Origin of the sequence: Saccharopolyspora sp. NPDC050389 (assembly GCF_040655595.1) — a bacterium.
Classification (GTDB): domain Bacteria; phylum Actinomycetota; class Actinomycetes; order Mycobacteriales; family Pseudonocardiaceae; genus Saccharopolyspora.
On record NZ_JBFAKG010000007.1, the window covers coordinates 162,605 to 188,203 of the forward strand.

At 70.9% G+C, this 25,599-nt stretch carries 22 protein-coding genes and 2 pseudogenes; 13 read left to right on the plus strand and 11 right to left on the minus strand.

Annotation, left to right across the window (positions count from 1 at the left end; translation table 11 throughout):
• Window positions 1–112 precede the first annotated feature (112 nt).
• From AB0I53_RS07005 to AB0I53_RS07015, 3 genes are all read right to left on the minus strand, one after another.
• On the minus strand, window positions 113–1,612 hold the full coding sequence (locus AB0I53_RS07005; RefSeq protein ID WP_358597707.1) for a DHA2 family efflux MFS transporter permease subunit: 1,500 nt from the start codon (window positions 1,610–1,612) through the stop codon (window positions 113–115).
• A gap of 209 nt (window positions 1,613–1,821) precedes the next feature.
• Window positions 1,822–2,439, minus strand: coding sequence for a transporter substrate-binding domain-containing protein (locus AB0I53_RS07010; RefSeq protein WP_358597709.1), 618 nt, complete (start codon window positions 2,437–2,439; stop codon window positions 1,822–1,824).
• Between the two features lie 193 nt (window positions 2,440–2,632).
• Window positions 2,633–2,758 carry a LuxR C-terminal-related transcriptional regulator gene (locus AB0I53_RS07015; RefSeq protein WP_358597712.1) on the minus strand — a complete coding sequence of 42 codons (126 nt, stop codon included), beginning with the start codon at window positions 2,756–2,758 and terminating at the stop codon, window positions 2,633–2,635.
• Window positions 2,759–2,947: 189 nt separating this feature from the next.
• Between AB0I53_RS07015 and AB0I53_RS07020 the strand changes: the two genes are divergently transcribed.
• The 8 genes and pseudogenes from AB0I53_RS07020 (at window position 2,948) to AB0I53_RS07055 (ending at window position 11,767) form a co-directional block, all read left to right on the plus strand.
• A complete protein-coding gene (locus AB0I53_RS07020; protein WP_358597714.1) occupies window positions 2,948–3,208 on the plus strand; it encodes a hypothetical protein in 261 nt (86 codons plus the stop codon).
• A gap of 53 nt (window positions 3,209–3,261) precedes the next feature.
• A complete protein-coding gene (locus AB0I53_RS07025; RefSeq protein ID WP_358597717.1) occupies window positions 3,262–5,283 on the plus strand; it encodes a transglycosylase domain-containing protein in 2,022 nt (673 codons plus the stop codon).
• 71 nt (window positions 5,284–5,354) lie between these two features.
• Window positions 5,355–5,858 (plus strand): annotated as a pseudogene (locus AB0I53_RS07030) (DinB family protein); the annotation flags it as partial.
• 53 nt (window positions 5,859–5,911) lie between these two features.
• Complete coding sequence (locus AB0I53_RS07035) at window positions 5,912–6,655, plus strand: MFS transporter (RefSeq protein ID WP_358597720.1); 744 nt, start codon at window positions 5,912–5,914, stop codon at window positions 6,653–6,655.
• 258 nt (window positions 6,656–6,913) lie between these two features.
• Complete coding sequence (gene edd / locus AB0I53_RS07040) at window positions 6,914–8,761, plus strand: phosphogluconate dehydratase (protein ID WP_358597723.1); 1,848 nt, start codon at window positions 6,914–6,916, stop codon at window positions 8,759–8,761.
• A gap of 106 nt (window positions 8,762–8,867) precedes the next feature.
• A complete protein-coding gene (gene eda, locus AB0I53_RS07045) occupies window positions 8,868–9,494 on the plus strand; it encodes a bifunctional 4-hydroxy-2-oxoglutarate aldolase/2-dehydro-3-deoxy-phosphogluconate aldolase (RefSeq protein WP_358597726.1) in 627 nt (208 codons plus the stop codon).
• A gap of 201 nt (window positions 9,495–9,695) precedes the next feature.
• A complete protein-coding gene (locus AB0I53_RS07050) occupies window positions 9,696–11,030 on the plus strand; it encodes a polysaccharide deacetylase family protein (RefSeq protein WP_358597729.1) in 1,335 nt (444 codons plus the stop codon).
• The gene (locus tag AB0I53_RS07055; RefSeq protein ID WP_358597731.1) at window positions 11,018–11,767 is read left to right on the plus strand and encodes a hypothetical protein; all 750 of its coding nucleotides are present in this window, start codon (window positions 11,018–11,020) and stop codon (window positions 11,765–11,767) included. Before AB0I53_RS07050 ends, AB0I53_RS07055 begins: the two co-directional genes overlap by 13 nt.
• A 3-nt stretch (window positions 11,768–11,770) precedes the next feature.
• Here the strand turns inward: AB0I53_RS07055 and AB0I53_RS07060 are convergent, their stop codons facing one another.
• The 3 genes from AB0I53_RS07060 to recA all read right to left on the minus strand — a co-directional run bounded on the left by AB0I53_RS07060 (window position 11,771) and on the right by recA (window position 14,210).
• On the minus strand, window positions 11,771–12,430 hold the full coding sequence (locus tag AB0I53_RS07060) for an HAD hydrolase-like protein (protein ID WP_358597734.1): 660 nt from the start codon (window positions 12,428–12,430) through the stop codon (window positions 11,771–11,773).
• A gap of 101 nt (window positions 12,431–12,531) precedes the next feature.
• Window positions 12,532–13,131, minus strand: a complete 600-nt coding sequence (locus AB0I53_RS07065; protein WP_358597737.1) for a regulatory protein RecX — start codon at window positions 13,129–13,131, stop codon at window positions 12,532–12,534.
• Between the two features lie 38 nt (window positions 13,132–13,169).
• Window positions 13,170–14,210, minus strand: a complete 1,041-nt coding sequence (recA, locus tag AB0I53_RS07070; protein ID WP_358382125.1) for a recombinase RecA — start codon at window positions 14,208–14,210, stop codon at window positions 13,170–13,172.
• A 261-nt stretch (window positions 14,211–14,471) separates the two neighbouring features.
• On the opposite strand from recA, the gene AB0I53_RS07075 reads away from it, so the two are divergent.
• Window positions 14,472–15,257: a DUF4383 domain-containing protein gene (locus AB0I53_RS07075; RefSeq protein WP_358597740.1), complete on the plus strand. Its 786-nt coding sequence runs from the start codon at window positions 14,472–14,474 to the stop codon at window positions 15,255–15,257.
• Here the strand turns inward: AB0I53_RS07075 and AB0I53_RS07080 are convergent.
• Complete coding sequence (locus AB0I53_RS07080) at window positions 15,254–15,448, minus strand: DUF3046 domain-containing protein (protein WP_358597742.1); 195 nt, start codon at window positions 15,446–15,448, stop codon at window positions 15,254–15,256. The two genes, AB0I53_RS07075 and AB0I53_RS07080, sit on opposite strands and share 4 nt — an antisense overlap.
• A 37-nt stretch (window positions 15,449–15,485) precedes the next feature.
• Between AB0I53_RS07080 and AB0I53_RS07085 the strand changes: the two genes are divergently transcribed.
• Window positions 15,486–15,617, plus strand: coding sequence for a hypothetical protein (locus AB0I53_RS07085; protein ID WP_358597745.1), 132 nt, complete (start codon window positions 15,486–15,488; stop codon window positions 15,615–15,617).
• A gap of 13 nt (window positions 15,618–15,630) precedes the next feature.
• Here the strand turns inward: AB0I53_RS07085 and AB0I53_RS07090 are convergent, their stop codons facing one another.
• Window positions 15,631–17,466, minus strand: coding sequence for an Hsp70 family protein (locus AB0I53_RS07090; RefSeq protein WP_358597748.1), 1,836 nt, complete (start codon window positions 17,464–17,466; stop codon window positions 15,631–15,633).
• 195 nt (window positions 17,467–17,661) lie between these two features.
• On the opposite strand from AB0I53_RS07090, the pseudogene AB0I53_RS07095 reads away from it, so the two are divergent.
• Both AB0I53_RS07095 and AB0I53_RS07100 read left to right on the plus strand, forming a co-directional pair.
• A pseudogene (locus AB0I53_RS07095) lies at window positions 17,662–22,229 on the plus strand (ATP-dependent helicase).
• Between the two features lie 49 nt (window positions 22,230–22,278).
• Window positions 22,279–22,491 (plus strand): hypothetical protein, encoded by a 213-nt coding sequence (locus AB0I53_RS07100; protein ID WP_358597751.1) that lies wholly within the window; start codon window positions 22,279–22,281, stop codon window positions 22,489–22,491.
• An 88-nt stretch (window positions 22,492–22,579) separates the two neighbouring features.
• Here the strand turns inward: AB0I53_RS07100 and AB0I53_RS07105 are convergent, their stop codons facing one another.
• The 3 genes from AB0I53_RS07105 to AB0I53_RS07115 form a co-directional block, all read right to left on the minus strand.
• Window positions 22,580–23,098 carry an N-acetyltransferase gene (locus tag AB0I53_RS07105; protein WP_358597754.1) on the minus strand — a complete coding sequence of 173 codons (519 nt, stop codon included), beginning with the start codon at window positions 23,096–23,098 and terminating at the stop codon, window positions 22,580–22,582.
• Window positions 23,099–23,236: 138 nt separating this feature from the next.
• Complete coding sequence (locus AB0I53_RS07110; protein WP_358597757.1) at window positions 23,237–24,007, minus strand: maleylpyruvate isomerase N-terminal domain-containing protein; 771 nt, start codon at window positions 24,005–24,007, stop codon at window positions 23,237–23,239.
• A complete protein-coding gene (locus tag AB0I53_RS07115; protein WP_358597760.1) occupies window positions 24,004–24,450 on the minus strand; it encodes an SAV_6107 family HEPN domain-containing protein in 447 nt (148 codons plus the stop codon). The genes AB0I53_RS07110 and AB0I53_RS07115 overlap by 4 nt, the downstream gene beginning before the upstream one ends.
• A 316-nt stretch (window positions 24,451–24,766) precedes the next feature.
• Between AB0I53_RS07115 and AB0I53_RS07120 the strand changes: the two genes are divergently transcribed.
• Complete coding sequence (locus AB0I53_RS07120; RefSeq protein ID WP_358597763.1) at window positions 24,767–25,336, plus strand: GNAT family N-acetyltransferase; 570 nt, start codon at window positions 24,767–24,769, stop codon at window positions 25,334–25,336.
• Window positions 25,337–25,599 lie beyond the last annotated feature (263 nt).

A 25,599-nucleotide genomic window follows, 5' to 3' on the forward strand; every position in this document is an offset into this window, starting at 1 on the left:
GCAGTCGGGAAACCATGCACGCGCAACTACGCGCCTGCGCCCAAGCCGCCCGCCTCGAGGTCACCGTCGGCCCCGACCGGGCACGACAACTGTCATCCCGAGGCGGAACCCCTTACGGCTTGGACACCGCTCGGCTCTCGTTCCGCAACTCCTCGTGTTCAGCCTCCACCGATTCCACCGGAGCCGGCTTCTGCGCGCCGCTGAGGAACAGCGACGCGATGAACGCCAGCACACCGATGCAGGCGGCGACGATGAACGCGGTGCGCAGGCCCACCGCGTCGGGCGCACCCGACGGGTCGGTGGTCGACACGGAGGCCACGGTGATGAACACCGCGATGCCGAACGCGCCCGCGACCTGCTGGAGCGTGGCCAGGATCGCGCTGCCGTGGGAGTAGAGGTGATCGGGCAGCACGCTGAGGGACTCGGTCATCAGCGGAGTCATCATCAGCCCGAGCCCGGCCATGAGCACGACGTGGATGCCGACGACCGCGACCACCGGCGAACCCGGCCCGAGGATGGCGAACAGGCACAGCGCCACCGCCATGGCCAGCGCGCCGGGGATCACCAGCGGCCGGGCACCCACGCGGTCGAACAGCCGTCCCACCGGCCGCCCGAGCAAGCCGAGGACCAGCCCGCCGGGGAGCACGGCCAGCCCGCTGACGAAGGGGCTGGTGTGCAGGACGGCCTGCAGGTACATCGGCAACAGGATCGCCCCGGCACCCAGCAGGCAGATGAACAGCAGGATGCTCAGGATCAGGGCCACCAAGAACGCGCGACTGGTGAACGGGCGCAGGTCGAGCAGGGCCCGGTCGTCGCGCTGCAGGCGGATCTGGCGCGCCGCGAACACCGCGAGCGAAACGACGCCGACCGCGATCGGAATCCACGGCGCCACCAGGTGCGGCTCGCCGCCGGACTCCCCGATGGAGGACAGGCCGTAGAGGACGCCGCCGAAGCCGATAGCCGACAGCAGCACCGAGAGCAGGTCCAGCGGCACCGACCGCGTTTCGGTGTCCAACCGCATCCAGACCGCGCCCATGACCAGCGCGAGCACCGCCAGCGGCAGCACGATCCAGAACATCCAGCGCCAGCCCAGCGAGGCCAGCACCGCGCCGCCGATCGTCGGCCCCACCGCCGGGGCGACGGCGATGACGATGCTGATCGTGCCCATCGTCGCGCCGCGCTTCTCCGCCGGCACGAGGCGCATCACCGAGGTCATCAGCAGCGGGATCATCACCGCTGTGCCGCACGCCTGCACGACGCGCCCGACCAGCAGGACCGCGAAGCCCGGAGCGAGCGCGCTGAGCAGCGTGCCCACGCTGAACAGCGTCAGCGCGGCCAGGAACACCTGGCGCGGCGTGAAGCGCTCGAGCAGGAAGCCCGTGGTGGGGATGATCACGGCCATCGTCAGCAGGAAGCCGCTGGTCAGCCACTGCACGGTCGTCGTGGTGACCTCGAGGTCGACGGTGAGGTCGCGCAGGGCGACGCTCAGGATCGTCTCGTTGAGGATCATCACGAAGGCCGAGGCGACCAGCACCGCGATGAGCACGGAGGCTCGCGGTGGCGTGGAGCCGCGGTCGGAATCCGCGGTCGTAGCGCTCGCGGAGTCGATCATGGTTGGGCGCACCTCACAGAAGTCGGGTCGCGCTCGACCGCGGGCACGGCCTTCGTCGGCCGTGCCCGTGAACGAGCGCGAGGTCTGGATACGAGTCTGCTCATCTGCCGACGAATCGGCACGTGCTTTTCTCGGAGAGCAGGCGGGTCCGGGGCCTCGCCCCCGGACCCGGTCGCGTCGTGGTGGTCAGCGCAATTCGGGATCGCCTGTCACGAGCCTGGCCGGGCCTGGATCCCCGCAGCGCCGAGGGTCGCGTCGTAGGCGCGTTGCCAACTGCCGTCCGCGACAGCCTCGTCGAGCATCCGCTGCAACTCCCCTGCCAGCTTACGGTCATCGGACTTGACCACCAGGTAGCGTTCGCTGCCGGTGATCACGTACGGCCCGACCTCGGCCAGCTGCGGGTTGTCGGCGGTCCCGCCGAACAGGACGTCCACGTTGCCCGCGGCCACGCCATCGAGCAGCAGGGTCGACGGCAGCCGCCGGAACTGCACCTGCGTCGGGTCCAGGCCGATGCGTTTCGCCAGGTCGCGAGCCATCTCGACGTCGAAGCCCCGGTACTCGCCCGCCTGATCCCGGGTGGCGAACTGCGGCGCGTCGTCCCGCACGCCGACCAGCAGCAGGCGCCGCTGCTTGATCCGCGCGATGGTCGGCGAGGTGTCGAGTTCGACCGAATTGCCGGCCGACGGGGCCTGGCTCGTCGGCGCCGCCGTGGTCGGGGCGGGCGGCTTCGGCGCAGGCAGCGCGTTCGGCTCGACCGGCGCGTCCTGCCCGCAGCCCGACAGCACCGCGGCCGCGGCGACCACCGCGGCGAGCATGCGAATCCGCATGGGCCCGCTCCTCACTCCTCGACTCCCCCGTCCATGATCCCGCACCCGAGGGGGTGCTCGGGGCCCGGTTTCCGAGAAGCTGTATCGATTGTGAAATGCAAACCACACCCGGCATCGTGATCGTCGTCACCGCGCGCCATCTCTGAGCGCCGACTGCGCCGCTGTCTAGGCCGCGTGCAGCGGATCGCGCTGGTCACTCGGGAAGGCCCGGGAGGCGGGCGTGTTCGAGGCGGGAGGCGACGCCCAGCTTGGGATAGGCGTTGGACAGGTGGTAGCCGACCGTTCGCGGGCTGAGGAACAGCCGGGCAAGCGCCTGCAAGTCCAGGCCGCGGTCGAGCGGATGGAACGCGACCGGCAGCCGATCACCTTCGCTGCCGTCGCCCGCGACGCGGGCGTGTCGACCTGGCTGGTCTTAGGGCGTGCGTGAGCACATCGAAGCTCCCGCCAGCGCCAAGCCGCCCACCCCGTCCGAGACCAACAGGCAGGACTCCCGCCCAGCACGGCCAGCATGCGCACTGATCTCGAACTGGCCCGCTCCGACATCAAGGCCCTGCGCTCGGAGCGCGACGCGCTCCGCAAAGCCCTGAACCGGCAACTCGGACGCCAGCTCGATCAACTCACCCACCGCGAGCTGATTACTCGCATCGACGAGCTCACGGCCAGCAACCAGCACCTCGCCGACGCCAACAGCGGACCCGGAATTTCCGGGACACTTTTCCGTTTTCCGGGAGCCGTTGAAGCAACCTGGGTTCGGTTCGTCGCGTCTTGATCATTGGTATCTCCTTGACTCGAAGGGCGGGGACCGTGCACGACGAGCCCACCGTGGTTCTTCCCAAGATCGGCAAGCGCTGGCGGCGCGTTCGGCGGATCGGTTTGTCCATCGTCGGCGGTTTGGGGCTCGCCGTGGTGGGCGCTTTCGGCGTCGGGTACCTGGTTTGGGAGGTGCCGGATCCGCAGCAGGTCGCCGCCGGGACGCAGCAGTCGATCGTGCTCAAGTACGCCGACGGTTCCGAGATGATGCGGATCGTGCCGGAGAGCGGGAACCGGACCATGATCCGGGACCTGGGGGAGGTTTCCGGGCCGATGCGGCAGGCCACCCTCGCCGCCGAGGACGCTTCCTTCTACACCAACGGCGGGTTCGACTTCTTCGGCATCGTGCGCGCGGTGTTCGCGCAGATCACGGGCAGCGCCGGGGGTGGTTCTACGTTGACGCAGCAGTACATCAAGCTCGCCACCGGCGACGACGAGCACAGCTACGCCCGCAAGTTCAAGGAAGTCGTGCTGGCATTCAAGATGACCAACGAACAGCCCAAGGACGAGATCTTCAAGGCGTACCTGAACACGGCGTACTACGGGCGCGGTGCCTGGGGCGTCCACGCCGCCGCCAACGCCTACTTCGGCAAGCTGCCGCGCGACCTGAACGCGTCCGAAGCGGCGCTGCTGGCGGGCATGGTGCAGAAGCCGAACGAGAACGACCCGCGGGTGGACGCGGTCCAGGCGAACTGGCGCTGGACCTACGTGGCCGACCAGATGCTGTCCAACGGGATGGTCGACCCCGGGCAGCGGGCCGCGATGCGGATGCCGGAGACCCGGGAGCGGTTCGCGTGGCGCGGGGAGGAGATGTCCGGTCCGCTGTTCCACGTCCGGGAACGGGTGCTGCAAGAGCTGGAGCAAGCCGGGTTCAGCGCCCAGAACCTGCACCAGAACGGCAACACGGTCATCACCACCATCGACCGCGACGCGCAGCGAGTGGCCGAGTCCGCGCTGGCCGCGGAGACCGCGAATCAACCGCAGAACCTCCGGACCGCGCTGGTGGCGATCGAGCCCGGCACCGGCGCCGTTCGCGCCTACCACAGCGGTGACCGCCAGATCGGGGGCTTCGACTGGGCCAAGGCCGCGCAGCCGCCGGGCACGACGATCCAGCCCTTCGTCGTGGCCGCGGGGTTGATGCAGGGGCACGGCCTTGGTGAAGTCTACGATGGACGATCGCCGCAGGAGATCAACGGCGCCACGTATCGGAACACCGGATCCTGCCCCGGCCTCTTGGCCTGCAGCGTCCGTGCGGCGATGTCGGAGTCGGTCGAGACGGCCTTCCTGAACATGACCCTGAAGTTCGGTCCCGGGAAGGTGCGCGATGCCGCTCTGCGGGCGGGAATTTCCCCGACCGCCGGGGGGAAACCGGCGATGCAGGAGCGTGACGGCGAGGTGGGGATCCGCATCGCGATGGGCGACTACCCGGTGAGCACGGTGGACATCGCGCGCGGGTACGCGACGCTGGCCGACGGCATGCGGTCTCAACCGCACTTCGTGCAGAAGGTGTTGGACAGCAACGGGAACGAGTTGGCCGACTTCGCGACCGAGCCGGAGAGCGCCTTCTCCGACGATCCCACGGAGAGCAGGGACATCGCCGGGAACGTCACGGAATCCATGCGGTGGTCGTACCCGTCGATGCTCCTCAACGATCCGGCCCTCGGCGGGCTCAGCACCGGGCGGCCGGTCGCGGGGAACAGCGGCATCGCCCAGTTCGGCGGTTCTCCAGACAAGACCCTGACGGCCTGGACGGCGGGCTTCACGCCGGAGATCGCCGTCGCGGTGTCGGTCAGCGCCAGCGACGAGAAGGGCCAACCGCAGCCGGTGCTGGGGTCCAGCGGGTCGATGATGGGCGAGGTGTACCCGAACCGGGTCTGGCGGCAGTTCATGAAGGCGTACCTGGAGCCCAGGCCGGCCCAGTCGTTCATGCCCTTCAACCCCATCGGGGCCTACAGCGACCCCAACCAGCTCCCGGCGCCCCCGGGCGAGGCGGTGTTGTCGACCACCACCCGGGCAGCGCCCAGGCCGCGTTGACATCGGCGTTATTCGCTCGACCCGTTGAGGCAGGTCGGCGAAGCTGGGGGCCGTTTGTTCAGGGAAAGAACTTGGTCGTGGAACGGATCGATCCGCCGGTGGTCGGTGGTGAGCGGGAGATGTTGCGGGCCTACCTCGACTTCCACCGGGCGACGCTGGCCATGAAGTGCGAGGGGCTTTCCGATGCCGAGTTGCGGCGGCAGTCGATGCCGCCTTCGACGCTCTCGCTGCTCGGCTTGGTGCGGTACATGGCCGAGGTGGAGCGCACCTGGTTCCGGCGGGTGATCAACCGGGAGGACATCCCGCTGGTGTGGTCGGACGACGGGGACTTCCAGGCCGCCTACGACGCGACGGCGTCCACGCGGTCGGAGGCGTTCGAAGCCTGGGAGGCGGAGGTCGAGCACTCGCGCCGGATCGAGGCGGCCGCCGAGTCGCTCGACGTGACGGCACCGCAGCCAAGGTCGGGCAAGGACGTGTCGCTGCGGCTGGTGATGCTGCACCTCATCCACGAGTACGCCCGGCACAACGGCCACGCCGACTTCCTCCGCGAAGGCATCGACGGGACCGTCGGGGCCCGACCGGTTGCCCGCCGTCAACCGGCGGCTCGGAGTTCCAGCTGCCGAATCCGATGCTCGACCTTGAATTGCTGGCCAACCGCGCGTTCACCGCTCCGCTGGTCGCGGTGACGCTCACCGTTTTCACCACCGCGGGCACGACGTTCGTCCTCGCCCAGCACTTGCAGGGCGTGCTCGCGCTGCCGCCGCTGCAGGCCGCGCTCTGGCTGCTTCCGTCCACTGTGGCCGGAATCGCGCTGTCCGCCTGCTCCGTCACCTTCGCCCAGCGGTTCCGGCCGTCGGTCCTGCTGACCACCGGCCTCGTCGTCGCGGCCATCGGAACCGGAGTGCTCACCCAGGCCGACGGCCCAGCAGCGCTCGCCGTCTTGGTCACCGGCATGATCGTGCTCCGCATCGGGGTGGTTCCGGTGATGATCTCGAGCACGGACGCGATCGTCGGCGCGGCGCCACCGGAGCGCGCCGGTTCGGCCACCGCGCTCCAGGAAACCTGCGGCGAGCTCGGGCTGGCGCTCGGGGTCACCGTGCTGGGCGGCATCAGCACCGCCGTTTACCGTGCCGGGCTGGGCGGGGCGATCCCCGGCTCGGTCGCGCCGGATGCCGCCGAAGCCGCGCGCGGTGGCATCGGGGCGGCGGTCGAGCTGGCCGCCCGGCTGCCCGGGGCGCAGGGCGTCGACCTGCTCGACCAAGCACGCCGGTCGTGGACCGACGCGCTGCACATCAGCACCGCGCTCGGAGCCGTGATCCTTGCCGCGGCCGCAGTTCTGGTGTGGAACGTCCAACGGCGTCGAGTCGACTAGTTCCCGTCGTGAGTGCGTTGCTCAGAACGGGTGCGGACGGGGCCTGCTAGGGCACGGCCTGCAGCTCACCGACACCACGCGAATCGCGTGACCCCTCCATCACTCTTGCCACGGCCCCCGTTATCGCGCACCCAGCGTGGCCGGATCCCCGGCCACGCTGTATCGATTGTGAAATGCAGGCCACACCCGTTAGTGTGACTGCCGTCATGAGGCGCCATCGTCGTCGCCCCGCATTTCGCAATTTTCCGGAGGCGATCAATGGCGCCGCCAATGCAGCACGTCGTCGAACAGGTCACCCAGCGGATCACGGACCGCAGCTCCGCATCCCGCGCCGCGTACCTGGAGCGCATCCGCGCGGCCGGGGCGGTCGGCCCGGCCCGCACCGAGCTGCCCTGCAGCAACCTCGCGCACGGCTTCGCCGCGTGCAGCGGCCCGGACCGGCTCGCGGTGCGCGGAGCCGTCAAGCCCGGCGTCGCGATCGTTTCCGCGTACAACGACATGCTCTCGGCCCACCAGCCATACGCCGAATTCCCGGCGTGGCTGAAGGACGCGGTTCGCGAGGCAGGCGGCGTCGCGCAGTTCGCGGGCGGCGTGCCCGCCATGTGCGACGGCATCACCCAGGGCCGCACCGGCATGGAGCTGTCGCTGTTCTCCCGCGACGTGATCGCGATGGCCACTGGCGTCGCGCTCTCCCACGAGATGTTCGACGGCGCCCTGCTGCTCGGGGTGTGCGACAAGATCGTGCCGGGCCTGCTCATCGGCGCGCTGTCGTTCGGGCACCTGCCGACCGTGCTGGTGCCCGCCGGGCCGATGCCCTCCGGGCTGCCCAACCGGGAGAAGAGCCGCATCCGGCAGCTGTTCGCCGAGGGCAAGGCCAGCCGCGAGGACCTGCTGGAAGCGGAGTCGGCGTCGTACCACTCGCCCGGCACCTGCACGTTCTACGGCACCGCCAACTCCAACCAGCTCGTCGTCGAGGTCATGGGCCTGCACCTGCCGGGGTCGAGCTTCGTGCCGCCGGGCACCCCGCTGCGCAAGGCGCTCACCGAGGAGGCCGCCCGCCGCGTCGTGCAGCTCGGCCGCAGCGCCGACCACACGCCGATCGGCGAGATCATCGACGAGCGGGCCATCGTCAACGGCGTCGTCGCGCTGCTGGCCACCGGCGGTTCGACCAACCACACGCTGCACCTGGTGGCCATCGCCGCCGCGGCCGGCATCGAGCTGACCTGGGACGACTTCTCCGACCTGTCGGCGGTCGTGCCGTCGCTGGCGAAGGTCTACCCCAACGGCTCGGCCGACATCAACCACTTCGCCGCCGCCGGAGGCGTGCAGACGCTCGTCGGCGAGCTGCTCGACGCGGGCCTGCTGCACCCCGACGTCAAGACGGTCGCCGGCCCCGGGCTGGACCGCTACCGGCAGCAGCCGTTCCTGGAAGACGGCGAGCTCGTCTGGCGGGATGCGCCGGCGAAGAGCCTGGACCCGGACGTACTGCGCGGCGTCGACGAGCCGTTCGCTCCCGACGGCGGCCTGCGGGTGCTGGACGGCAACCTCGGCCGGTCGGTGATCAAGGTTTCCGCGGTCAGCGCGGAACACCGCACCGTCACCGCACCGGCCCGGGTCTTCGACGACCAGCACGGCTTCACCGCCGCCTTCCAGGCCGGCGAGCTGGACCACGACGTCGTGGTGGTGATCCGCAACCAGGGCCCGCAGGCCAACGGGATGCCGGAGCTGCACGGACTGACGCCCGCGCTGGGCGTGCTGATGGATCGCGGCCACCAGGTCGCGCTGGTCACCGACGGCCGGATGTCCGGCGCGTCCGGCAAGATCCCGGCGGCGATCCAGCTGACCCCGGAAGCCAGCGCGGGCGGGCCGCTGGCCCGCGTCCGCGACGGCGACGTGGTCCGGCTGGACGCCGACCGCGGCACCCTGGAGGTGCTGGTGCCCGACGGCGAGCTCGCCGCGCGCGACAACGCGCCGGCCGCGCCCGGGGCGCAGTTCGGCACCGGCCGGGAGCTGTTCGCGGCGTTCCGGCAGGCGGTCGGGCGGGCCGATCGCGGTGCCAGCGTGTTCGCGCCGCCGCCGGCGCAGCCCGCCGACGTGACAGCATGACAGTGCTGGTCAGGACCCGTGAGTACTTTGAGCTGCTATAGCGGCACAAAGTACTCACGGGTACCCCGCGGAACGTCACACGCACTAGGAACGGATGAATGACCTCATGAACACTGCAGCTGACGTGCTGGACCTCGCTCCTGTGGTGCCGGTCGTGGCGTTGGACGACGTCGCGCACGCCGTGCCGCTGGCCGAGGCCCTGCTGCGCGGCGGAATCCGCACCATCGAGGTCACCCTGCGCACCTCCGCCGGGCTGCCCGCGATCGAGCGCATCGCCGCCGAGGTGCCCGAAATGGTCGCCGGGGCCGGCACGATCACCGAACCGGGGCAGGCCAAGCGGGCCGCCGACGCCGGTGCCCGCTACCTCGTCACGCCGGGCACCACGGACCGGCTGCTCGACGACGTCGAGGCGTCCGGAGTGCCGTTCCTGGCCGGCGCGAGCACCGTGTCGGAGGCGATGCGACTGGCCGAGCGCGGGGCCACGGCGATGAAGTTCTTCCCCGCCGAGCCCAGCGGCGGCGTGCCGTTCCTCAAGGCGATCGCCGGGCCGCTGCCGGACCTGCGGTTCTGCCCGACCGGCGGGATCAGCCCGCAGACCGCGCCGAACTACCTCGCGCTGCCCAACGTGGGCTGCATCGGCGGCTCGTGGCTGGCGCCGAAGGACGTGCTGGCCGCCGGCGACTGGGCGCAGATCGAGCAGCTGGCCCGAGACGCGGCCGCACTGCGTTCCTAGCGGGCCTAGGCCGTGAGTCTTTTGGGCTGCTACAGCAACCCAAAAGACTCACGGGGGTGCCTCCGTCAAATGCGGTAACTAGGACCCCGCACCGATTGGTTCCACCGCCGCCTGTGCCGTCCGTAGCGTGATGTCGGTCAGTTCGGTCGACTGGTTGGGCGGTCATGTGCCATGGACGGAGCACGCCCCGCTCGCAGAAGCTTGAGCAGAGCCCTGGCCTGCGTCAGCGCAACCCTGCTGGCCGTTTTCCTCGGCATGCCGGACGATGCCGACGCCCAGGCTCCCCGCACCGTGGTCACCTTCACCGTGGACGACGGAAGCGTTTCGCAGACCTCCGGCGCTCGAATCCTCAACAAGCACGGGATGCGCGGCACCTTCTACGTCGTGTCCGGATCGATCGGCACGCGCGGCTACCTCAGCGTCGACGACCTGCGCGCGCTCGCCGCGGCCGGCAACGAGATCGGCGGGCACACCGTCAACCACCCCGACCTCGCCACGGACGCACCGGACGAAGCCCGCCGGGAGATCTGCCAGGACCGGGCCAACCTCGCAGGCTGGGGCTTCCGGCCGACCTCGTTCGCCTACCCGTTCGGCAGCTTCAGCCGCGGGGCCGAGCAGGCGGCCGCGGACTGCGGCTACAACAGCGCGCGGGTCACCGGCAGCCTCGTGACCAAGCACAGCTGCCTGGACTGCGCCCCGGCCGAATCGATACCGCCGGTGAACCCGATGGTGGTGCGCGGCACCGACACGGTCACTCCCGACTGGACGCTGGCGGACCTGCAGCAGGTGGTGCTGAGGGCCGAAGCCTCGGGCGGCGGCTGGGTTCCGCTGGTGCTGCACCAGACCTGCGACTTCTGCGGTTCGCTGTCGGTCAGCCCGGCCGTGCTGGACCAGTTCGCGTCCTGGCTGGCGCAGCGGCGGGCGAACGGCACGGTGGTGCGCACGGTCGACCAGGTGATCGGCGGCGGGTTCCGCCCGCTGGTCCCGCCGCCGGTGCCCGCGCCGCGCGGCGGGCTGGTCAACGCGTCGCTGGAAGATCCGGGCCCGCGCGGTTGGGTGCAGAGCAGCTGGGGCCAGCACAATCCACAGTGGACCCGAATCGCGGACGCGCACGACGGGCGTTGGGCGCAGCGGCTGGACATCACCGAATACGCCAGCGGCGACGCGAAACTCCTGCAGCAGCTCGACATGGGCGAGACGGCGCCGGCCGCGCACCCGAACAACACCTACGAGCTGAGCGCCTGGTACAAGTCGACCGCGCCCACCCAGCTCGCCGTCTACCGCCGCGATCAGGCCGGCATCTGGCGCTACTGGACGACCAGCCCGTGGTTCGGCGCCTCGGCGAACTGGGCGTCGGCCGCGTGGACGACACCCGCGGCCCCGGACGGCACGACCGGGCTGAGCTTCGGGCTCACCCTGGCCCGCGCCGGTTCGCTGACCACGGACGACTACCGGATTCAGGAGCACTTCAGGCCGAAGGGCGAGGCCGTATGCGCCCGCCTGCCGTGGACCTACCTGTTCAGATGGCTCTGCTGACGGCGATCCGCGCGGTCGCGGTTCCCGCTGCCGTCCTGATCACGGCGGCGTGCGGCGGAGACGCGGCGGAACCGAACGGCCGGCCGTATCCGCCGCACACCGGCATCGTGGCCACCACGTTCTGGGTCGGCGAGGTGCTGGATCCGAACTCGCCGGACGGCAGCCAGCGGTTGTCGGCCTACGACGCCGACTGGCTGGCCAGCTACGGCGGTTGCGACGGCGTGGAGCGGAACGGCCGGTGCGAGACGGAACGGCGCACCGCCGCCAACGACTTCTTCCCCACCCGGATGACGCCGCGACAGAACCCGTTCTACCTGGACCTGCCCTTCGACGACCGCAACGATCCCTCCGCGTTCGAGCAGCGCGGCCGGGTGGTGCCGTGGGCCGGCGATCCGGGCTACGCCGGCCATGCCGCGGACCGCTCCACCAGCTTCATGAAGAACCGCTGGGTTCGGATCCAGCACGGCGCCGCGGTCTGCTACGGGCAGATCGAGGACGCCGGGCCGGGCGAGTACGACGATGCGGCGTACGTGTTCGGCGCCGACGACCGCCGGCCCGCCAACACCCGGTTCAACGGCGCGGGCATGGACGTCTCGCCCGCGCTGAACGGCTGCCTGGGCCTGCGCGAGCTCGACGGCAAGCACGACGTCGTCGACTGGCGGTTCGTCGACGACGTCGACGTGCCGCCGGGGCCGTGGGCCCGGATCGTCACGACGAGTCCGCCGTCGGCCTGGTGAGGGTCAGGCGGCGATGGTGGTCAGCGCCTCGGGAATCGAGTCCACCACCGGGAATCCGGACGTCTCCAGCGCCGCGCGGCTCATCACACCGGTGGTCACCAGGACGCATCGGGTGCCGGTCTGCTCCGCCGCGTGCGCGTCGTCCAGCACGTCTCCGATGAGCACGACGTCTCGCGCGTCGAGTTCCTGGGCCGCGAGGTGGCGGCGCAGGTGCTCGGCCTTGGATCCGCCGCCGATGTCGGCGCGCAGCCCGTCGACGCGCTCGAAGAGCGGGTGCAGCCCCATGTCGGTCACCAGCGGGACCAGTTCGTCGTGGAACCACATCGAAAGCAGCGACTGGCTGCGGCCGGCGGTCGCCCAGTCCTTCAGTGCGTGCGGCACGCCCTGCGCGAGGTCGCAGGTGTGCAGCAGTTCCCGGTAGGCCTCGTGGTAGAGCACGTCGATGCGCGCCCAGTCCTGTTCGTCGAGCGATCGCCGCAGCAGCCGCTCGTAGCACTGCAGCAGCGGGCGGCTGAACACCGACCGCCACTCATCGATGTCGACGTGCTCTCGGTCGTACGCCGTGCAGACCGCGTTCACCGCCGCCACCACGGCGTGGTTGTCATCCAGGAGCGTGCCGTTCCAGTCCCACACGATGTGCCGCGCGTCGGCGAAGGTCGTCATGGCTGGCGACTCTACGAGCCGACGGCGACATTCCGGTACCATCGTCCCATTCTGAGAGAAGGCACACGGCCGGCGAGCTCAGCTCCCGGTCGTCGCGCGCATCACGGGGATTCGAGGTCCGGATCGTCGCCGGAGCGCTCGATCTCCTCCCGCACCACGCGGAAAGCGAGGCCTTCGGAGTAACCCTTGCGGGCCAGCATCCCGACCAGGCGGCGCATCTTCGCCGTGTGGTCCAAGTTCCGCATCGTCCGGAGCTTGCGCTGCACCAGCTCCCGCGCCCGCTCCACCTCCGCGTCGCCATCCACAGTGGACAGCGCTGCTTCGACCAGGTGCTCGTCGACGCCCTTGCGGCGCAGCTCGAAGCCCAGAGCCTTGCGCCCCAGCCCCTGGTACCGCTGCCGCGAATGCACCCACTCCTCGGTGAACGAGGCGTCGTCGACGAGGCCCGCGTCGACGAACTTCTGCAGCACGGCGTCGGCGACTTCCTCGTCGACCTCCTTGCGCAGCAAGGCTTGTCGAAGCTCCGAGCGGCTGCGCGCGCGGGCCGCGAGCAGCCGGTACACCGTGTCCCGGGCCAGCTGCTCGGGATCGTCCGGCTTGCGCCGCGACTTCTCGTCGGCCGCGGCTTCCGGCGGGGCGTCGTCGGAGAAGCGGCGCCGTGCACCGCTCCCCAGACGCGTACCGTCACCGTTCATCTGCACCCAATGTCCAAGAGGCGATCAACAGATGGTCGCCGGGATCAGAAGTCCACCGGCGCCGGCTCGGCGTTCTCGGCGTCCAGCGTCGCCCCGATGCCGAGCTTCTCCTTGATCCGCTTCTCGATCTCGTTGGCGATGTCCGGGTTCTCCCGCATGAACTTGCGGGCGTTCTCCTTGCCCTGGCCGAGCTGGTCGCCCTCGTAGGTGTACCAGGCACCGGACTTGCGGATGATGCTCTGCTCGACGCCCATGTCGATCAGCGAGCCCTCGCGGCTGATGCCGATGCCGTAGATGATGTCGAACTCCGCCTGCTTGAACGGCGGGGCGACCTTGTTCTTCACCACCTTGACCCGGGTCCGGTTGCCGACCGCGTCCGAGCCGTCCTTCAGCGTCTCGATCCGCCGCACGTCCAGGCGCACCGACGAGTAGAACTTCAGCGCCTTGCCACCGGTGGTGGTCTCCGGCGAGCCGAACATGACGCCGACCTTCTCGCGGAGCTGGTTGATGAAGATCGCCGTGGTCTTGGCGTTGTAGAGCGCGGAGGTCAGCTTGCGCAGCGCCTGGCTCATCAGCCGGGCCTGCAGACCCACGTGGCTGTCGCCCATCTCGCCCTCGATCTCGGCGCGCGGCACCAGCGCGGCCACCGAGTCGATGACGATGACGTCCAGCGCGCCGGAGCGGATCAGCATGTCCGCGATCTCCAGCGCCTGCTCACCGGTGTCGGGCTGGGACACCAGCAGCGCGTCGGTGTCCACGCCGATCGCCTTGGCGTACTCCGGGTCCAGCGCGTGCTCGGCGTCGATGAACGCCGCGGTGCCGCCCAGCTTCTGCGCGTTGGCCACGGCGTGCAGCGCCACGGAGGTCTTACCGCTGCTCTCCGGGCCGTAGATCTCCACGATGCGGCCTCGCGGCAGGCCGCCGATTCCCAGCGCGACGTCCAGCGAGATGGAACCGGTCGGGATGACCTCGATCGGTGCGCGCGACTCGTCGCCGAGCCGCATGACCGACCCTTTGCCGTACTGCTTGTCGATCTGGGCGAGCGCGAGCTCCAGCGCCTTGCCCTTGTCCGGTGTCGCTGCCATCGGGGGTCCACCTCGGTCGAGTCGAACTTCGTCGTCATGTGTCAGATCAGACGCTACGGGCAAGGACCGACAATTCCGCTGCGGGGTGCGCCGGCGGTTCGATCCCGTGCGCCCCATCTTAGCCGAACGGATGTTCGATCAACTTCCCGACACGCCAGCGACATCACCCGACCGTGTGACAGTGCGATCAGCGGGTTCGAGGCGGACACTCGGAAGACCATCTGGCGAACCTGCCGCCACGGCCCCGAGGAGGTGCCGACCATGCGAATGGACCGCTACCTGCCACCAGACCACCCGCTGAGCCGGTTCTACCGGGTCGGGGCGGCCATCTTCGGGGCGTTCCTGCTGGTCTTCGGCGTGCTCGGGCTGGCCAACCAGGTGCCGCTGTTCACCACCAGCGGCATCGACATCATCGGCCTGTCCAGCAACGGCCTGCTGGCCGTGGTCTCGGTGGTGGTCGGCGCGATCCTGGTCGCCGCCGCCGCCTGGGGCGGGCCGGTCGCCTCCACCACCACCGCCGCGATCGGGGTGCTGTTCTTCCTGTCCGGACTGATCAACCTGGGCCTGCTGAACACGCCCTGGAACCTGTTCGCCTTCAAGCTGCAGAACGTGGTGTTCAGCCTGATCGCGGGCATGCTGCTGATGTTCCTCGGGCTCTACGGCCGGGTCAGCGGCGGACTTCCGCAGGACAACCCGTACGTCCGCTACCGGCACCACGAGCCGCCCGCAGAGGAGGTCCCCGAGCAGCGGCTGGCCGACGAGCGGCGGATCGCCGAGATCGAACCGCTCTGCAAGGCCGAGAAGGCCGTCGCCGACGGCCACCCCACGCCGGAGCAGAACCGGTTGGTGCAGGCCGAGACGTGGCGGCACATGCAGGAGGAGCGGCGTCGGGCCTACCAGCACTACCTGGCGGCGGGGCGCAGCCCCGAACAGCAGGTCAGCGCACAGAACCTGTGGGCGGACTTCGAAGTCCCGGAACGCCGGCCCGCAGAACCCCGGCCCGCAGAACCCCGGGCCGCGGAGCAGAAGAAGGAAGCGGAGTCCTAACGCCGTTCGGCTGGCACCTCGAAGGTCTCGCAGACCGCCTGCCAGACCTCCTTGGTCGACAGCCCGGCCTCCAGTGCCTGGTCGACGGTGCGCCCGCCGAGGGACGAGAACACGTGGTCCTGGGCCAGCATCTCGGAGCGGACCCGGCCGAATTCGTCGGCCATGCGTTGGCGGAAAGCAGTGTGGCGCATCGCCCGTCAGCCTACGCGGCGCCCGTACGCTGGTGGTGTGCTGCTCTTGCTGCAGGCCGATCCGACCGGCTTGTCGACGCCGCTGGGCCAGGTGGTGATCGGCGCCGCTTTGCTGGCGGTCATCGTGCTCGCGGTGCGCTTCCTGTGGGAGCACCGCAACCGCCGCTGAACCAGGAGCTGAATCAGGCGGTGCCGGGCTGGACCGACTTCTCGAATTCGTCGGCCATCTTGTTCGGGTCGAGCTGCTTGTCGTTGTTGGGCTTGAGCACCATGCCGACCAGCGGGCGGTCGTCGACGGTGAACACCAGGGTGCCGAAGGTGTCGCTGGAGACCGCGCGGTAGGTGCCGGACAGGCCGTTGCCGCTCCACTCCGCCTCGACCTGGTCGCTGGTCACGCCGTTGAACTCCAGCAGCAGGTCGGCGCGCCGCTGCGCGGCGTCCATCGTGTCCAGCTGGGTGTAGACGATCTGGGTGCCCTCGTTGGGATTGCCGATCGAGCAGGACACCACGGTGCCGTCGAGCTCCCGCAGTCCGGGCATGATCCGCTGCCAGCCGGACGCGCAGTTGGCGTGCTCGGGGACGGTGCCGGCGAGGTTGCCCAGGCAGGCGGTGAAGCCCTCGGAGTTGATGGTGCCGGGCCGGAAGCACTCCGCCGCGCTGGGCGCGCTGGAGCTGCTGGTGGCGCGGAACACGATCGCCACGATCGCGACGATCACCGCGATGGTCGCGACCGCGCCGAGGCCGATCAGCAGGTTGCGGTTGCGCCGGGAGTCGGACTCGGCCGCGGACGGCTGGGACTGCTGGGGGTGGGGCTGCTGCGGCGGCGCGACGGGGTAGGTGCGGACCGTGTCGGGCTCCCGGTACGGGGCCTGCTGCTGGCCGGCCTGCGGGATGGCGACCGGGCCCGACTGCGGGTTGGCCCGGATGTCCTGGGTCCACATCGCGGCGCCGTCGCGGGACACGTGGTGCGCCCCGAGCGCGACCGCGGTCTCCGGCTGGTCGAGCGTCGTCGGCACGATCCGCAGCTGTTCGCCGATCAGGCTGGCGACCAGCGGCAACCGGCTGGAGCCGCCCACCAGGTACACCCCGGCGAGGTGCTCCGGGCTCATCCCGTTGGAGCGCAGCACCGTCGCCAGCAGCTCGACGCTGCGCAGCATGCTCGGCCGCACCAGCGCTTCCAGCTCCGCGCGGGTGACCAGCACGTCCTCGAAGGGCTCCGGCATCGGCACCTCGGTCTGCGGGTGCCGGGAGAGCGCTTCCTTCGCGGCGCGGACGTCTTCGCGCAGGGCTCGCTGGGCCCGCCGGTCGCCGGTGCTCTCCGGGCGCAGCAGCCGCTGCCAGCGCTGCGGGTCCTTGTTGGAGACCTGCCGCCCCACGTGCTCCAGAAGCGCCTGGTCGACGTCCAGCCCGCCGAGGTCGGCCAGGCCGTCCTCGGCCAGCACCACGAACCCGTTCTGGGTGGCTCCCACGATCGCGCAGTCGAAGGTGCCCGCGCCCAGGTCGTAGACGGCGAGCGCCTGGCCGGTGCCGAGGGTGCGGTCGGGGAACGACGCGAAGTGCGCGGCGGCGGCCACCGGCTCCGGGACCAGCACCAGGTTGCAGGTGAAACCGGCCAGCCGGGCGGCGGACAGCAGCACGTTGCGGCGGACCGTGCCCCACTGCGCGGGGTGCGTCAGCCGGACCTCGTCGGGCTGGGCGCCGCCGAGCTGCCGGGTGGTCTCCTCCGCGACCCGGTGCAGCACCGCGGCCAGCGCGTCGGTGACAGTGATGACGTTGTTGCCGAGCAGCAGGGTGCTCTCGTCGACGCGGCGCTTCGGGTTCGGCTCGAACCGGGACGGGTCGAGCCGCGCGCGGCGCTCGGCGTCGCGGCCGACGATGATCCCGCCGTCCTCGGTGGCGAACACCGCGGACGGCATGGTGGCCGAGCCGTCCACTTCGACCACCCGCGGTGGCCTGCCGTGCGCGGACAGGACCGCGACGGTGTTCGAGGTGCCGAGATCCACTGACAGGACGCGCACCCGTCCCCCTCCCACGCCTGATGCTTTCGGGCTCGAATGCTGCCACGTCAGCGGCGGCGGATCGCACCGATCCCCCGCATTCGTCCCGGATCACATCCCGGCAGGCCCTTGTGGACGGTGGAACGGCGGTGGTCGTTGCGGCCGCCGGCGACACTCGCGAGTGTCGCTGTCGGGGCGTTGGTCCAGCATGTAGTGGTGAGCGATGTGCTGGACGGCTTCTCCGCGGCGACCCGCGACTGGTTCCGCGGGGCCTTCGCCGCGCCCACCGAAGCGCAGCGCGGGGCTTGGGAGGCGATTGCCGAGGGCGAGCACGCTCTGGTGGTCGCGCCGACCGGTTCCGGCAAGACGCTCGCGGCGTTCCTCTCCGCCCTGGACAAGCTGGCCGTGGAAGGCGCGCCCGCCGACGCGAAGCGGCGCTGCCGGGTGCTCTACGTGTCGCCGATGAAGGCGCTGGCCGTCGACGTGGAGCGGAACCTGCGCGCGCCGTTGGCCGGGATCCGGCAGGCCGCGCAGCGCCGCGGCAGCGCCCCGCCGGACATCCGGGTCGGCATCCGCACCGGGGACACCCCGGCCGACCAGCGCCGTTCGTTCGCCCGCACGCCACCGGACGTGCTGGTCACCACGCCCGAGTCGCTGTTCCTGCTGCTGACCTCGGCGGCCCGGGAGTCGCTGCGCGGCGTCGAGACCGTGATCGTCGACGAGGTGCACGCGGTGGCCGGCACCAAGCGCGGGGCGCACCTGGCGCTTTCGCTGGAACGGCTGGACGAGCTGCTGCCGCGCCCGGCGCAGCGCATCGGGCTGTCCGCGACGGTCCGCCCGGTGGAGGAGGTGCGGACCTTCCTCGCCGGTGGCCGGTCGGTGCGCACCGTCCAGCCCGCGCATGCCAAGGAGGTCGAGGTCCGGGTCGAGGTGCCGGTGCCGGACATGGCCGAGCTGGGCGCGCCGACCGGCGAGGTCGAGGGCCCGGCGGCGGGGCGGAGCAGCGCACGTCGATCTGGCCGTCGGTGCAGGAGCGGATCCTGGAGCTGATCCGCCAGCACCGCTCGACCATCGTGTTCACCAACTCCCGGCGGCTGGCCGAGCGGCTCACCGCCGGGATCAACGAGCTCGCGGCCGAGGAACCGGTGCCGGTGGAGCGGTTCCCGGCCGAGGCGGTCGGTGGTTCCGGGATCGGCGGCGGCGCCCCAGCGATCGTCGCGAAGGCGCACCACGGCTCGATGTCGAAGGAACAGCGGGCGGTGGTCGAGGAGGAGCTGAAGTCCGGGCGGCTGGCCTGCGTGGTGGCCACCTCGTCGCTGGAACTGGGCATCGACATGGGCGCGGTGGACCTGGTGATCCAGGTGGAGACGCCGCCGAGCGTGGCCTCCGGGCTGCAGCGCATCGGGCGCGGCGGGCACCAGGTCGGCGCGGTGTCGCGGGGCGTGGTGTTCCCGAAGTTCCGCGGCGATCTCGTCGGCTGCGCGGTGGTGTCCGAGCGGATGGCCGACGGGCTGATCGAGTCGCTGTCGTTCCCGCGCAACCCGCTGGACGTGCTGGCCCAGCACGTCGTGTCGATGGTCGCGATGGACACCTGGCCGGTGCCGCAGCTGGCGGCGCTGCTGCGGCGCGCCGCGCCCTACGCGGGGCTGCCGGACTCTGCGCTGCACGCGGTGCTGGACATGCTGGCGGGCCGCTACCCCAGCGAGGAGTTCGGCGAGCTGCGGGCTCGCATCATCTGGGACCGGGTGAACGACGAGCTGCGCGCGCGGCCGGGAGCGCAGCGGCTCGCGGTGACCTCCGGCGGCACGATCCCGGACCGAGGCCTGTTCACGGTGACCACGCCCGCGGACGAGGCGGGCAAGGGCGGGGTGCGGGTCGGCGAGCTCGACGAGGAGATGGTCTACGAGTCGCGGGTCGGCGACATCTTCCTGCTGGGCACCTCGGCGTGGCGGGTGGAGGACATCACCCACGACCGGGTCGTGGTGGTGCCTGCGCCGGGCGAGCCGGGCCGGATGCCGTTCTGGAAGGGCGATTCGCCGGGGCGGCCGCTGGAGCTCGGGCGCGCGCTGGGCGCCTTCGTCCGGGAGCTGACCAGCGCGGACACCCAGGCCGCGCGGTCCCGCATCGAGGCCGCCGGGCTGGACGAGTGGGCCCGCGACAACCTGATGTCCTATTTGGACGAACAGCGTCAGGCGACCCGGCACGTCCCGGACGACCGCACGATCGTGGTGGAGCGGTTCCGCGACGAGCTCGGCGACTGGCGGATGGTGGTGCACTCGCCGTTCGGCGCCAAGGTCAACGGCCCGTGGTCGCTGGCCATCGCCGCCCGGATCCGCGAGCGGCGCGGGATCGAGCCACAGGTGGCCTCCTCCGACGACGGGATCGTGCTGCGGCTGGCCGACGCGCTGGACGAATCCGGCGCGGAGGTGCTGCCGACCGCCGAAGACGTACTGCTGCCGCCGGAAGAAGTGCAGCAGGTGGTGACCGACGAAGTCGGCGGTTCGGCCCTGTTCGCGGCCCGGTTCCGGGAGTGCGCGGCGCGGGCGCTGCTGCTGCCGCGCCGGGATCCGCGCCGCCGCACGCCGCTGTGGCAGCAGCGGCAGCGGGCCGCGCAACTGCTGACGGTGGCGGCGCAGTACGAGCAGTTCCCGATCGTGCTCGAGGCGATGCGGGAGTGCCTTCAGGACGTCTACGACCTGCCCGGGTTGACCGAACTGATGTCGCAGGTCGCGGCGCGCAAGGTGCGGGTCGTCGAGGTCGAGACGCCGACGCCGTCGCCGTTCGCGCGCAGCCTGCTGTTCGGCTACATCGGCATGTTCCTGTACGAGACCGATGCGCCGCTGGCGGAGCGCCGATCGGCGGCGTTGAGCCTGGATTCGACGCTGCTGGCGGAGCTGCTCGGCTCGGAGGCGCTGCGGGAGCTGCTCGATCCCGAAGCGCTCGACGAGATCGAGCAGCAGCTGCAACGGCTCGCCCCGGATCGGCACGCCCGCGACGTCGAGTCCACGATGGACCTGTTGCGGTTCCTGGGCGATCTGTCCACGGCCGAGGCCGAGGCGCGGGGCGTGCGGCCGGAGTGGCTGGCGGACCTGGCGGAGCAGCGCCGGGTGCTGCGGGTGCGCATCGCGGGCGACGAGCGCTGGATCGCGATCGAGGACGCCGGCAAGGTCCGCGACGCGTTGGGCGTCGCACTGCCGGTCGGCGTGCCGGAGGCGTTCACCGAGCAGGTCGCCGACCCGCTCGGCGACCTGCTGATCCGCTATGCGCGCTGCCGCGGGCCGTTCACCGCCGATGCCGCGGCGCAGCGATTCGGATTGGGCGTGGCCGTGGTGCACGGCGTGCTGGACCGGCTGACCGGCACCGGGCGATTGGTCCGCGGCGAGCTGCGGCCGCTGGAGGCCGGTGGCGGCGGCGCGCTGGAGTACTGCGACGCCGAGGTGCTGCGGCGGCTTCGGCGGGCGTCGCTGGCCCGGCTGCGCGCGGAGGTCGAGCCGGTGGAACCGGCCGCACTGGGCCGTTTCCTGCCCGCGTGGCACGGCATCGGAGCGCGGCTGCGCAGCGCGCCCACGGTGGACGACGTGTACGCCGTTGTCGAGCAGCTCGCGGGAGCGCCGGTTCCGGCGAGCGGCCTGGAGTCGCTGATCCTGCCCGCCCGGCTGCCCGGCTACTCCCCCGCGCTGCTCGACGAGCTGACCGCGACCGGCGAGGTCAGCTGGGTCGGCGCGGGCTCGCTGGCCGGCGGCGACGGCTGGATCGCGTTGGCTCCCACCGATGTCGCCGACCTGCTGTTGCCCGACCTGCCGGAGGAAGCCGGCATCGATTCTCCATTGCACCGCGCCGTTGTGTCCGCATTGGACGGTGGCGCGTTGTTCTTCCGTCAGCTGGCGGATCGTGCGGCGGCGCTGCTGCTGGAGCAGGACGAAACCGCTCCCGCCGACGATGCGGTCACTTCGGCGCTGTGGGATCTGGTCTGGTCCGGAGCAGTCACGAACGACACCTTGGCGCCGTTGCGCGCGTTGGTGTCCGGACGCGGCGCAGCGCACAAGCCACGCCGAAGCGCACCTCGTGGCCGCTACGCGCGGTTGCGCGCGGGTCGGCCTTCGATGCCCAGCCGCAGCGGGCCGCCAACGGTGTCAGGGCGTTGGTCGCTGGCGCCTCAGCCGTCCAGCGAACCGACGCGACGGGCGCACGCTCGGGCCGAGGCGTTCTTGGAGCGGCACGGCGTGCTGACACGCGGGGCGCTGGACATCGAGCGCGTCACGGGCGGATTCTCCGCGGTGTACAAGGTGCTTCGGGCGATGGAGGAATCCGGGCGCTGCCGGCGCGGGTACGTCGTCGAAGGGCTTGGGGCCGCGCAGTTCGCGGTACCCGGCGCGATCGATCGCCTGCGCGCGCTGTCCCGCGAGGACGGCGACGGCGACGCGGTGGTGCTGGCGGCCGCCGATCCGGCGCAGCCCTACGGGGGCGCGCTGGAATGGCCTGCGGCGATGGGCGAAACCCGGCATCGGCCGGGGCGCAAAGCCGGCGCCCTCGTGGTGCTCGTGTCCGGCGAAGCGGTGTTCTACGTCGAGCGCGGCGGAAAGTCGTTGCTGTCGTTCACCGACGAACAATCCGCGCTGCGCAGTGCTGCGGCGGGGTTGGCCCGCGTGGTCCGGGACGGCTGGTTGGAGCAGCTCGCGGTGCAGCGCGCGGACGGCGAAGGCGCTTGGGGATCCCGTCTGGCCGACGTGCTCACCGAAGCGGGATTCCGCGCCACGCCGAAGGGTCTGCGGCTGCGCGCCTGACTCGGCTCGTGGATGCCGGAGCGATCACGGGCCGGGCAGAATGGGAACGGTGATCTGGATCCAGCTCGTCGGCGCTTTGCTGTGCGGTGGGCTTTCGCTGCGCCGGCTTTGGCCGCGAGACCGCGCGGAGCGCGGCTTCTGGCCTGTCGCGGGCCTGGTCAGCACCGCGACGATGGTCGCCGTGGGCGCGTTCTTCGCGACGTACGTCCTGGTCGGCGTACTGCTCGGACTGCTGTGGATGGTCGTCGGCTTGGCTCCATGAACTCGGTTCGCGGAGCCGCGCGGGCACGCCTGCCGCGAGTCTTGGGCCTCTTTGGCGACCGAACGGACTCACGGCCCGTAACCAGTCGCTACAGCTCCATGAACGGCTTGGCGTAGGCGAATTCGCCGCGGATCGATGGCCGGTATGCGGCCAGCGTGCGGGCCTGGAAATGCGACCCCCATTCCGGCACCGGCGGCGTGATGCCGTACTTCTCGGCGGGTTCGAAGCCGAACATCGGGTAGTAGTCCAGGTGCCCGAGCAGCACCACCACCGGCTCGCCGAGCGCGTCGGCACCACCGAGCACCGCGTGCATCAACGCCGCGCCGATTCCCTTGCCCTGCAACGAAGGCAGCACACCGACCGGCCCGAGCCCCAGCGCCGGGGTGTCGCCGACGTGCGCGCGAGAGCACACGACGTGTCCCACGACCTCGCCATCCCGCTCTGCCACAAGGGACAGCTCGGGCAACCACGCGTCGCTGGCCCGCAGCGCATCCACGAGCCCCGCCTCCACCGGCACCTGGCCGGGCTGGGCGGTCTTCGCGAAGGCTGCGGCATGCACCGCGTGGATGGCGGCAACGTCGGCAGGAAGTTCACGTCGAATCAGCACCCACACACGCTGACCTGGCCACCTCCGCAATGCAAACGAATTAAGCCGCCCCGACGATCGGCGAGATCGTCATCCGCGACGAGACGAAACCGGATGCCCACCTCCGCGCAGAACAAGCCGGAAACAAGCGCTGAAGGCTCAGCGGGTGGCCAGTTGCAGCAGGCCCCAGAGCTGCGCGATCGCATCGAGATCGCCGCTGGTCTCCACCGCTCGATCGGGCAGCCGACCCCACATCCACAGGTAGACCGCGGTCGCGTCGCCGCCGACGACCGCGTCGGGCGTCGTGGTCGACACGTCCTCCGAGCTCACCACCGCGGTCCCGTTCTGGTCGGCGGTGACCAGCCAGTTCCGGTCGGTCACGTACACCCCGACCGAACAGGCCCGCGTCGCGGTGATGCCGAGCGCGTGCAGCCGGTAGCCGAACCACAGCCGCAGCACCTCGTCGACGCCGTCGGTGGCCACCTCGGGCTCGATCGACGTCGGCAACACTCCCGCCGCGGCCTGCACGTCGACCCGGTGCACCGTCGTGGCGTGCAGCATTCGCCGCAGCCAGAACCTCACGGTGTGCTGCTCGGGCCACCACGTCGGACATCTGTCGTGCGGTGGCCGGGAGCCGAACTCCGCGAGTAGATCGGCCAGGCGCACGGCGAACCGGCTGGTCACCTCGCGCAGCTCGGGCCGATCCGGTAGGTCCCAGCGCTGCTCCGCCGCCGTCGCGCCCAGCCAGGACAGCGTGTCCTCGCACAGATCGCCCAGGTGCCGGATGGTCTGCCCCAAGGTCCGCCCGGACGCGCCCCACACGGGCGCGTCGACATGCGCATCGTGGGTCGCCGCGGTTAGCAGCTGCGCCTCGATGCCGAGCAGGTCCAGCATCCGCCCGTAGTCGAGCCCCACTTCAGTACCGTTCATCGAGCCACCCCCAATAAGCTCCGGCCCACGATGTCGAGGAATTCGCGGCTGCGCGCCAACAGCCCGTCGGCGTCCAGCCAGGTGATCGTCGGCACCCCCGCCTCCGCCGCGGCCCGCCGGTCCGAGCGCGCCGCGAAGTAGGCCGCCCACTCCCGGAACTCGGGGGCGGCGCCGGTCAGCATCGTCCAGACGCTGGCCGGGCGGCCGTGCTCGCGCCGCCAGGAACGCGCCACCACCACCGCCGTCGCGGCGCGTAACGCCGCTACGTGCGCGGCCACGTACCGCTCGCTCGGCCGGTCCGCCTCTTCCGCTTCGTGCAGGCGGGAGCGGGCATCGAGCAGCAACGTCAGGGAACCGGCCGGCGTGTCAGCCTCGGGCGTCGGTTCGTGGTTCTCCACGGAGTGCCGCGGAGCCGGAATCGAGAAGTCAGTGGAAAAAGACATCGGCGTATCTCCTCTGCACGACGAAGCCGTCCACGCCTGCCGTGGGGAGCCGGCAGGTCCGGCGGCGGGGTGCTTCCCCCACCCCACCGCCGGACTCGATGTTCGAACAGGAGTTCATCGAACCTCAGTTCGAACATCTTCAGATTAGCGTGCGTCGCCGACGGACTCAAGGGATGAGCCGTAGCTCACCTGTTCGAGTCATGACCAGCCAAGATGATCACCCGAGTGGCCGAATCAGGCACCCGGCCGGGACGCCGCGACGGCAGGATCCGCCGCGGAAAGGACCGCACGCGGCGGAGGGGCTAATGTTCGGCCCGTGACCGCCGCGCCATCCCCCAGTTGTGACCGGATCACCGAGCTGACCACGGAGCAGCTCCGGGCCCGGCTCCCCGAGGCCCTGCAGATCTACGTGACCGCGATGAACTACCCGCCCGCGACCGCCCAGCAGCGCGCCCCGATGTGGTCGGCGCACATGCTGCGCGCGGGCTGGCGCTGCATCGGCGCGTTCAGCGATCACGACGAGCTCATCGGCATCGGCTACGGCTACCTGGGCGCCCCCGGGCAGTGGTGGCACGAGCAGGTCCGCCGCGGGCTGCTGAGCAGCGGCGGCGACGCCGACAGCTGGCTGGACGACTACTTCGAGCTCACCGAGCTGCACGTGTACCCGGGCAGCCAGGGCGTCGGTCTCGGCGAGGAGATCCTGCGCCGCCTGCTCTCCGGCGCGCAGGGCGGCAAGGTCCTGCTGTCCACGCCGGAAGGCCCGACCCGCGCCTGGAAGCTGTACCGCCGAGTCGGCTTCGCGGACGTCCTGCGCAACTACCGCTTCACCGGCGACCCGCGCCCCTTCGCCGTCCTGGGCCGCCCGCTCCCCCTGGAATCCCGCTGACCGCCACGGCGGTCGGATTCGCCCGCGACTGACAGGGTCGCGTCAGACCCGCGCGGGTTCGATGTTTCCTCCGGTCACCAGGCCGTGAGTCTTTTGGGCCGCTATAGAGGCTGTTTTGGATGTGGTGACGCGCGGATGTCGTAACGCGGGCGTTTTGTCTTTGAAGCAGCGCAGCCGCTTAGCCCACCCACGCAACCCGCACCGCCGCGGGTTCACGATGCCCACCCCTCCGGGGTTCTCCCAGCGAGGACAACCCCGACGTG

What these genes read in the sequence shown, in the direction of transcription:
- edd (WP_358597723.1), top strand. Translation starts at nt 6,914, where the DNA reads ATGGCGCCGCCAATGCAGCACGTCGTCGAACAGGTCACCCAGCGGATC.
- AB0I53_RS07115 (WP_358597760.1), bottom strand. Translation starts at nt 24,450, where the DNA reads ATGTCTTTTTCCACTGACTTCTCGATTCCGGCTCCGCGGCACTCCGTG.
- eda (WP_358597726.1), top strand. Translation starts at nt 8,868, where the DNA reads ATGAACACTGCAGCTGACGTGCTGGACCTCGCTCCTGTGGTGCCGGTC.
- AB0I53_RS07035 (WP_358597720.1), top strand. Translation starts at nt 5,912, where the DNA reads ATGCTCGACCTTGAATTGCTGGCCAACCGCGCGTTCACCGCTCCGCTG.
- AB0I53_RS07005 (WP_358597707.1), bottom strand. Translation starts at nt 1,612, where the DNA reads ATGATCGACTCCGCGAGCGCTACGACCGCGGATTCCGACCGCGGCTCC.
- AB0I53_RS07075 (WP_358597740.1), top strand. Translation starts at nt 14,472, where the DNA reads ATGCGAATGGACCGCTACCTGCCACCAGACCACCCGCTGAGCCGGTTC.
- AB0I53_RS07020 (WP_358597714.1), top strand. Translation starts at nt 2,948, where the DNA reads ATGCGCACTGATCTCGAACTGGCCCGCTCCGACATCAAGGCCCTGCGC.
- AB0I53_RS07010 (WP_358597709.1), bottom strand. Translation starts at nt 2,439, where the DNA reads ATGCGGATTCGCATGCTCGCCGCGGTGGTCGCCGCGGCCGCGGTGCTG.
- AB0I53_RS07110 (WP_358597757.1), bottom strand. Translation starts at nt 24,007, where the DNA reads ATGAACGGTACTGAAGTGGGGCTCGACTACGGGCGGATGCTGGACCTG.
- AB0I53_RS07060 (WP_358597734.1), bottom strand. Translation starts at nt 12,430, where the DNA reads ATGACGACCTTCGCCGACGCGCGGCACATCGTGTGGGACTGGAACGGC.
- AB0I53_RS07055 (WP_358597731.1), top strand. Translation starts at nt 11,018, where the DNA reads ATGGCTCTGCTGACGGCGATCCGCGCGGTCGCGGTTCCCGCTGCCGTC.
- recA (WP_358382125.1), bottom strand. Translation starts at nt 14,210, where the DNA reads ATGGCAGCGACACCGGACAAGGGCAAGGCGCTGGAGCTCGCGCTCGCC.
- AB0I53_RS07080 (WP_358597742.1), bottom strand. Translation starts at nt 15,448, where the DNA reads ATGCGCCACACTGCTTTCCGCCAACGCATGGCCGACGAATTCGGCCGG.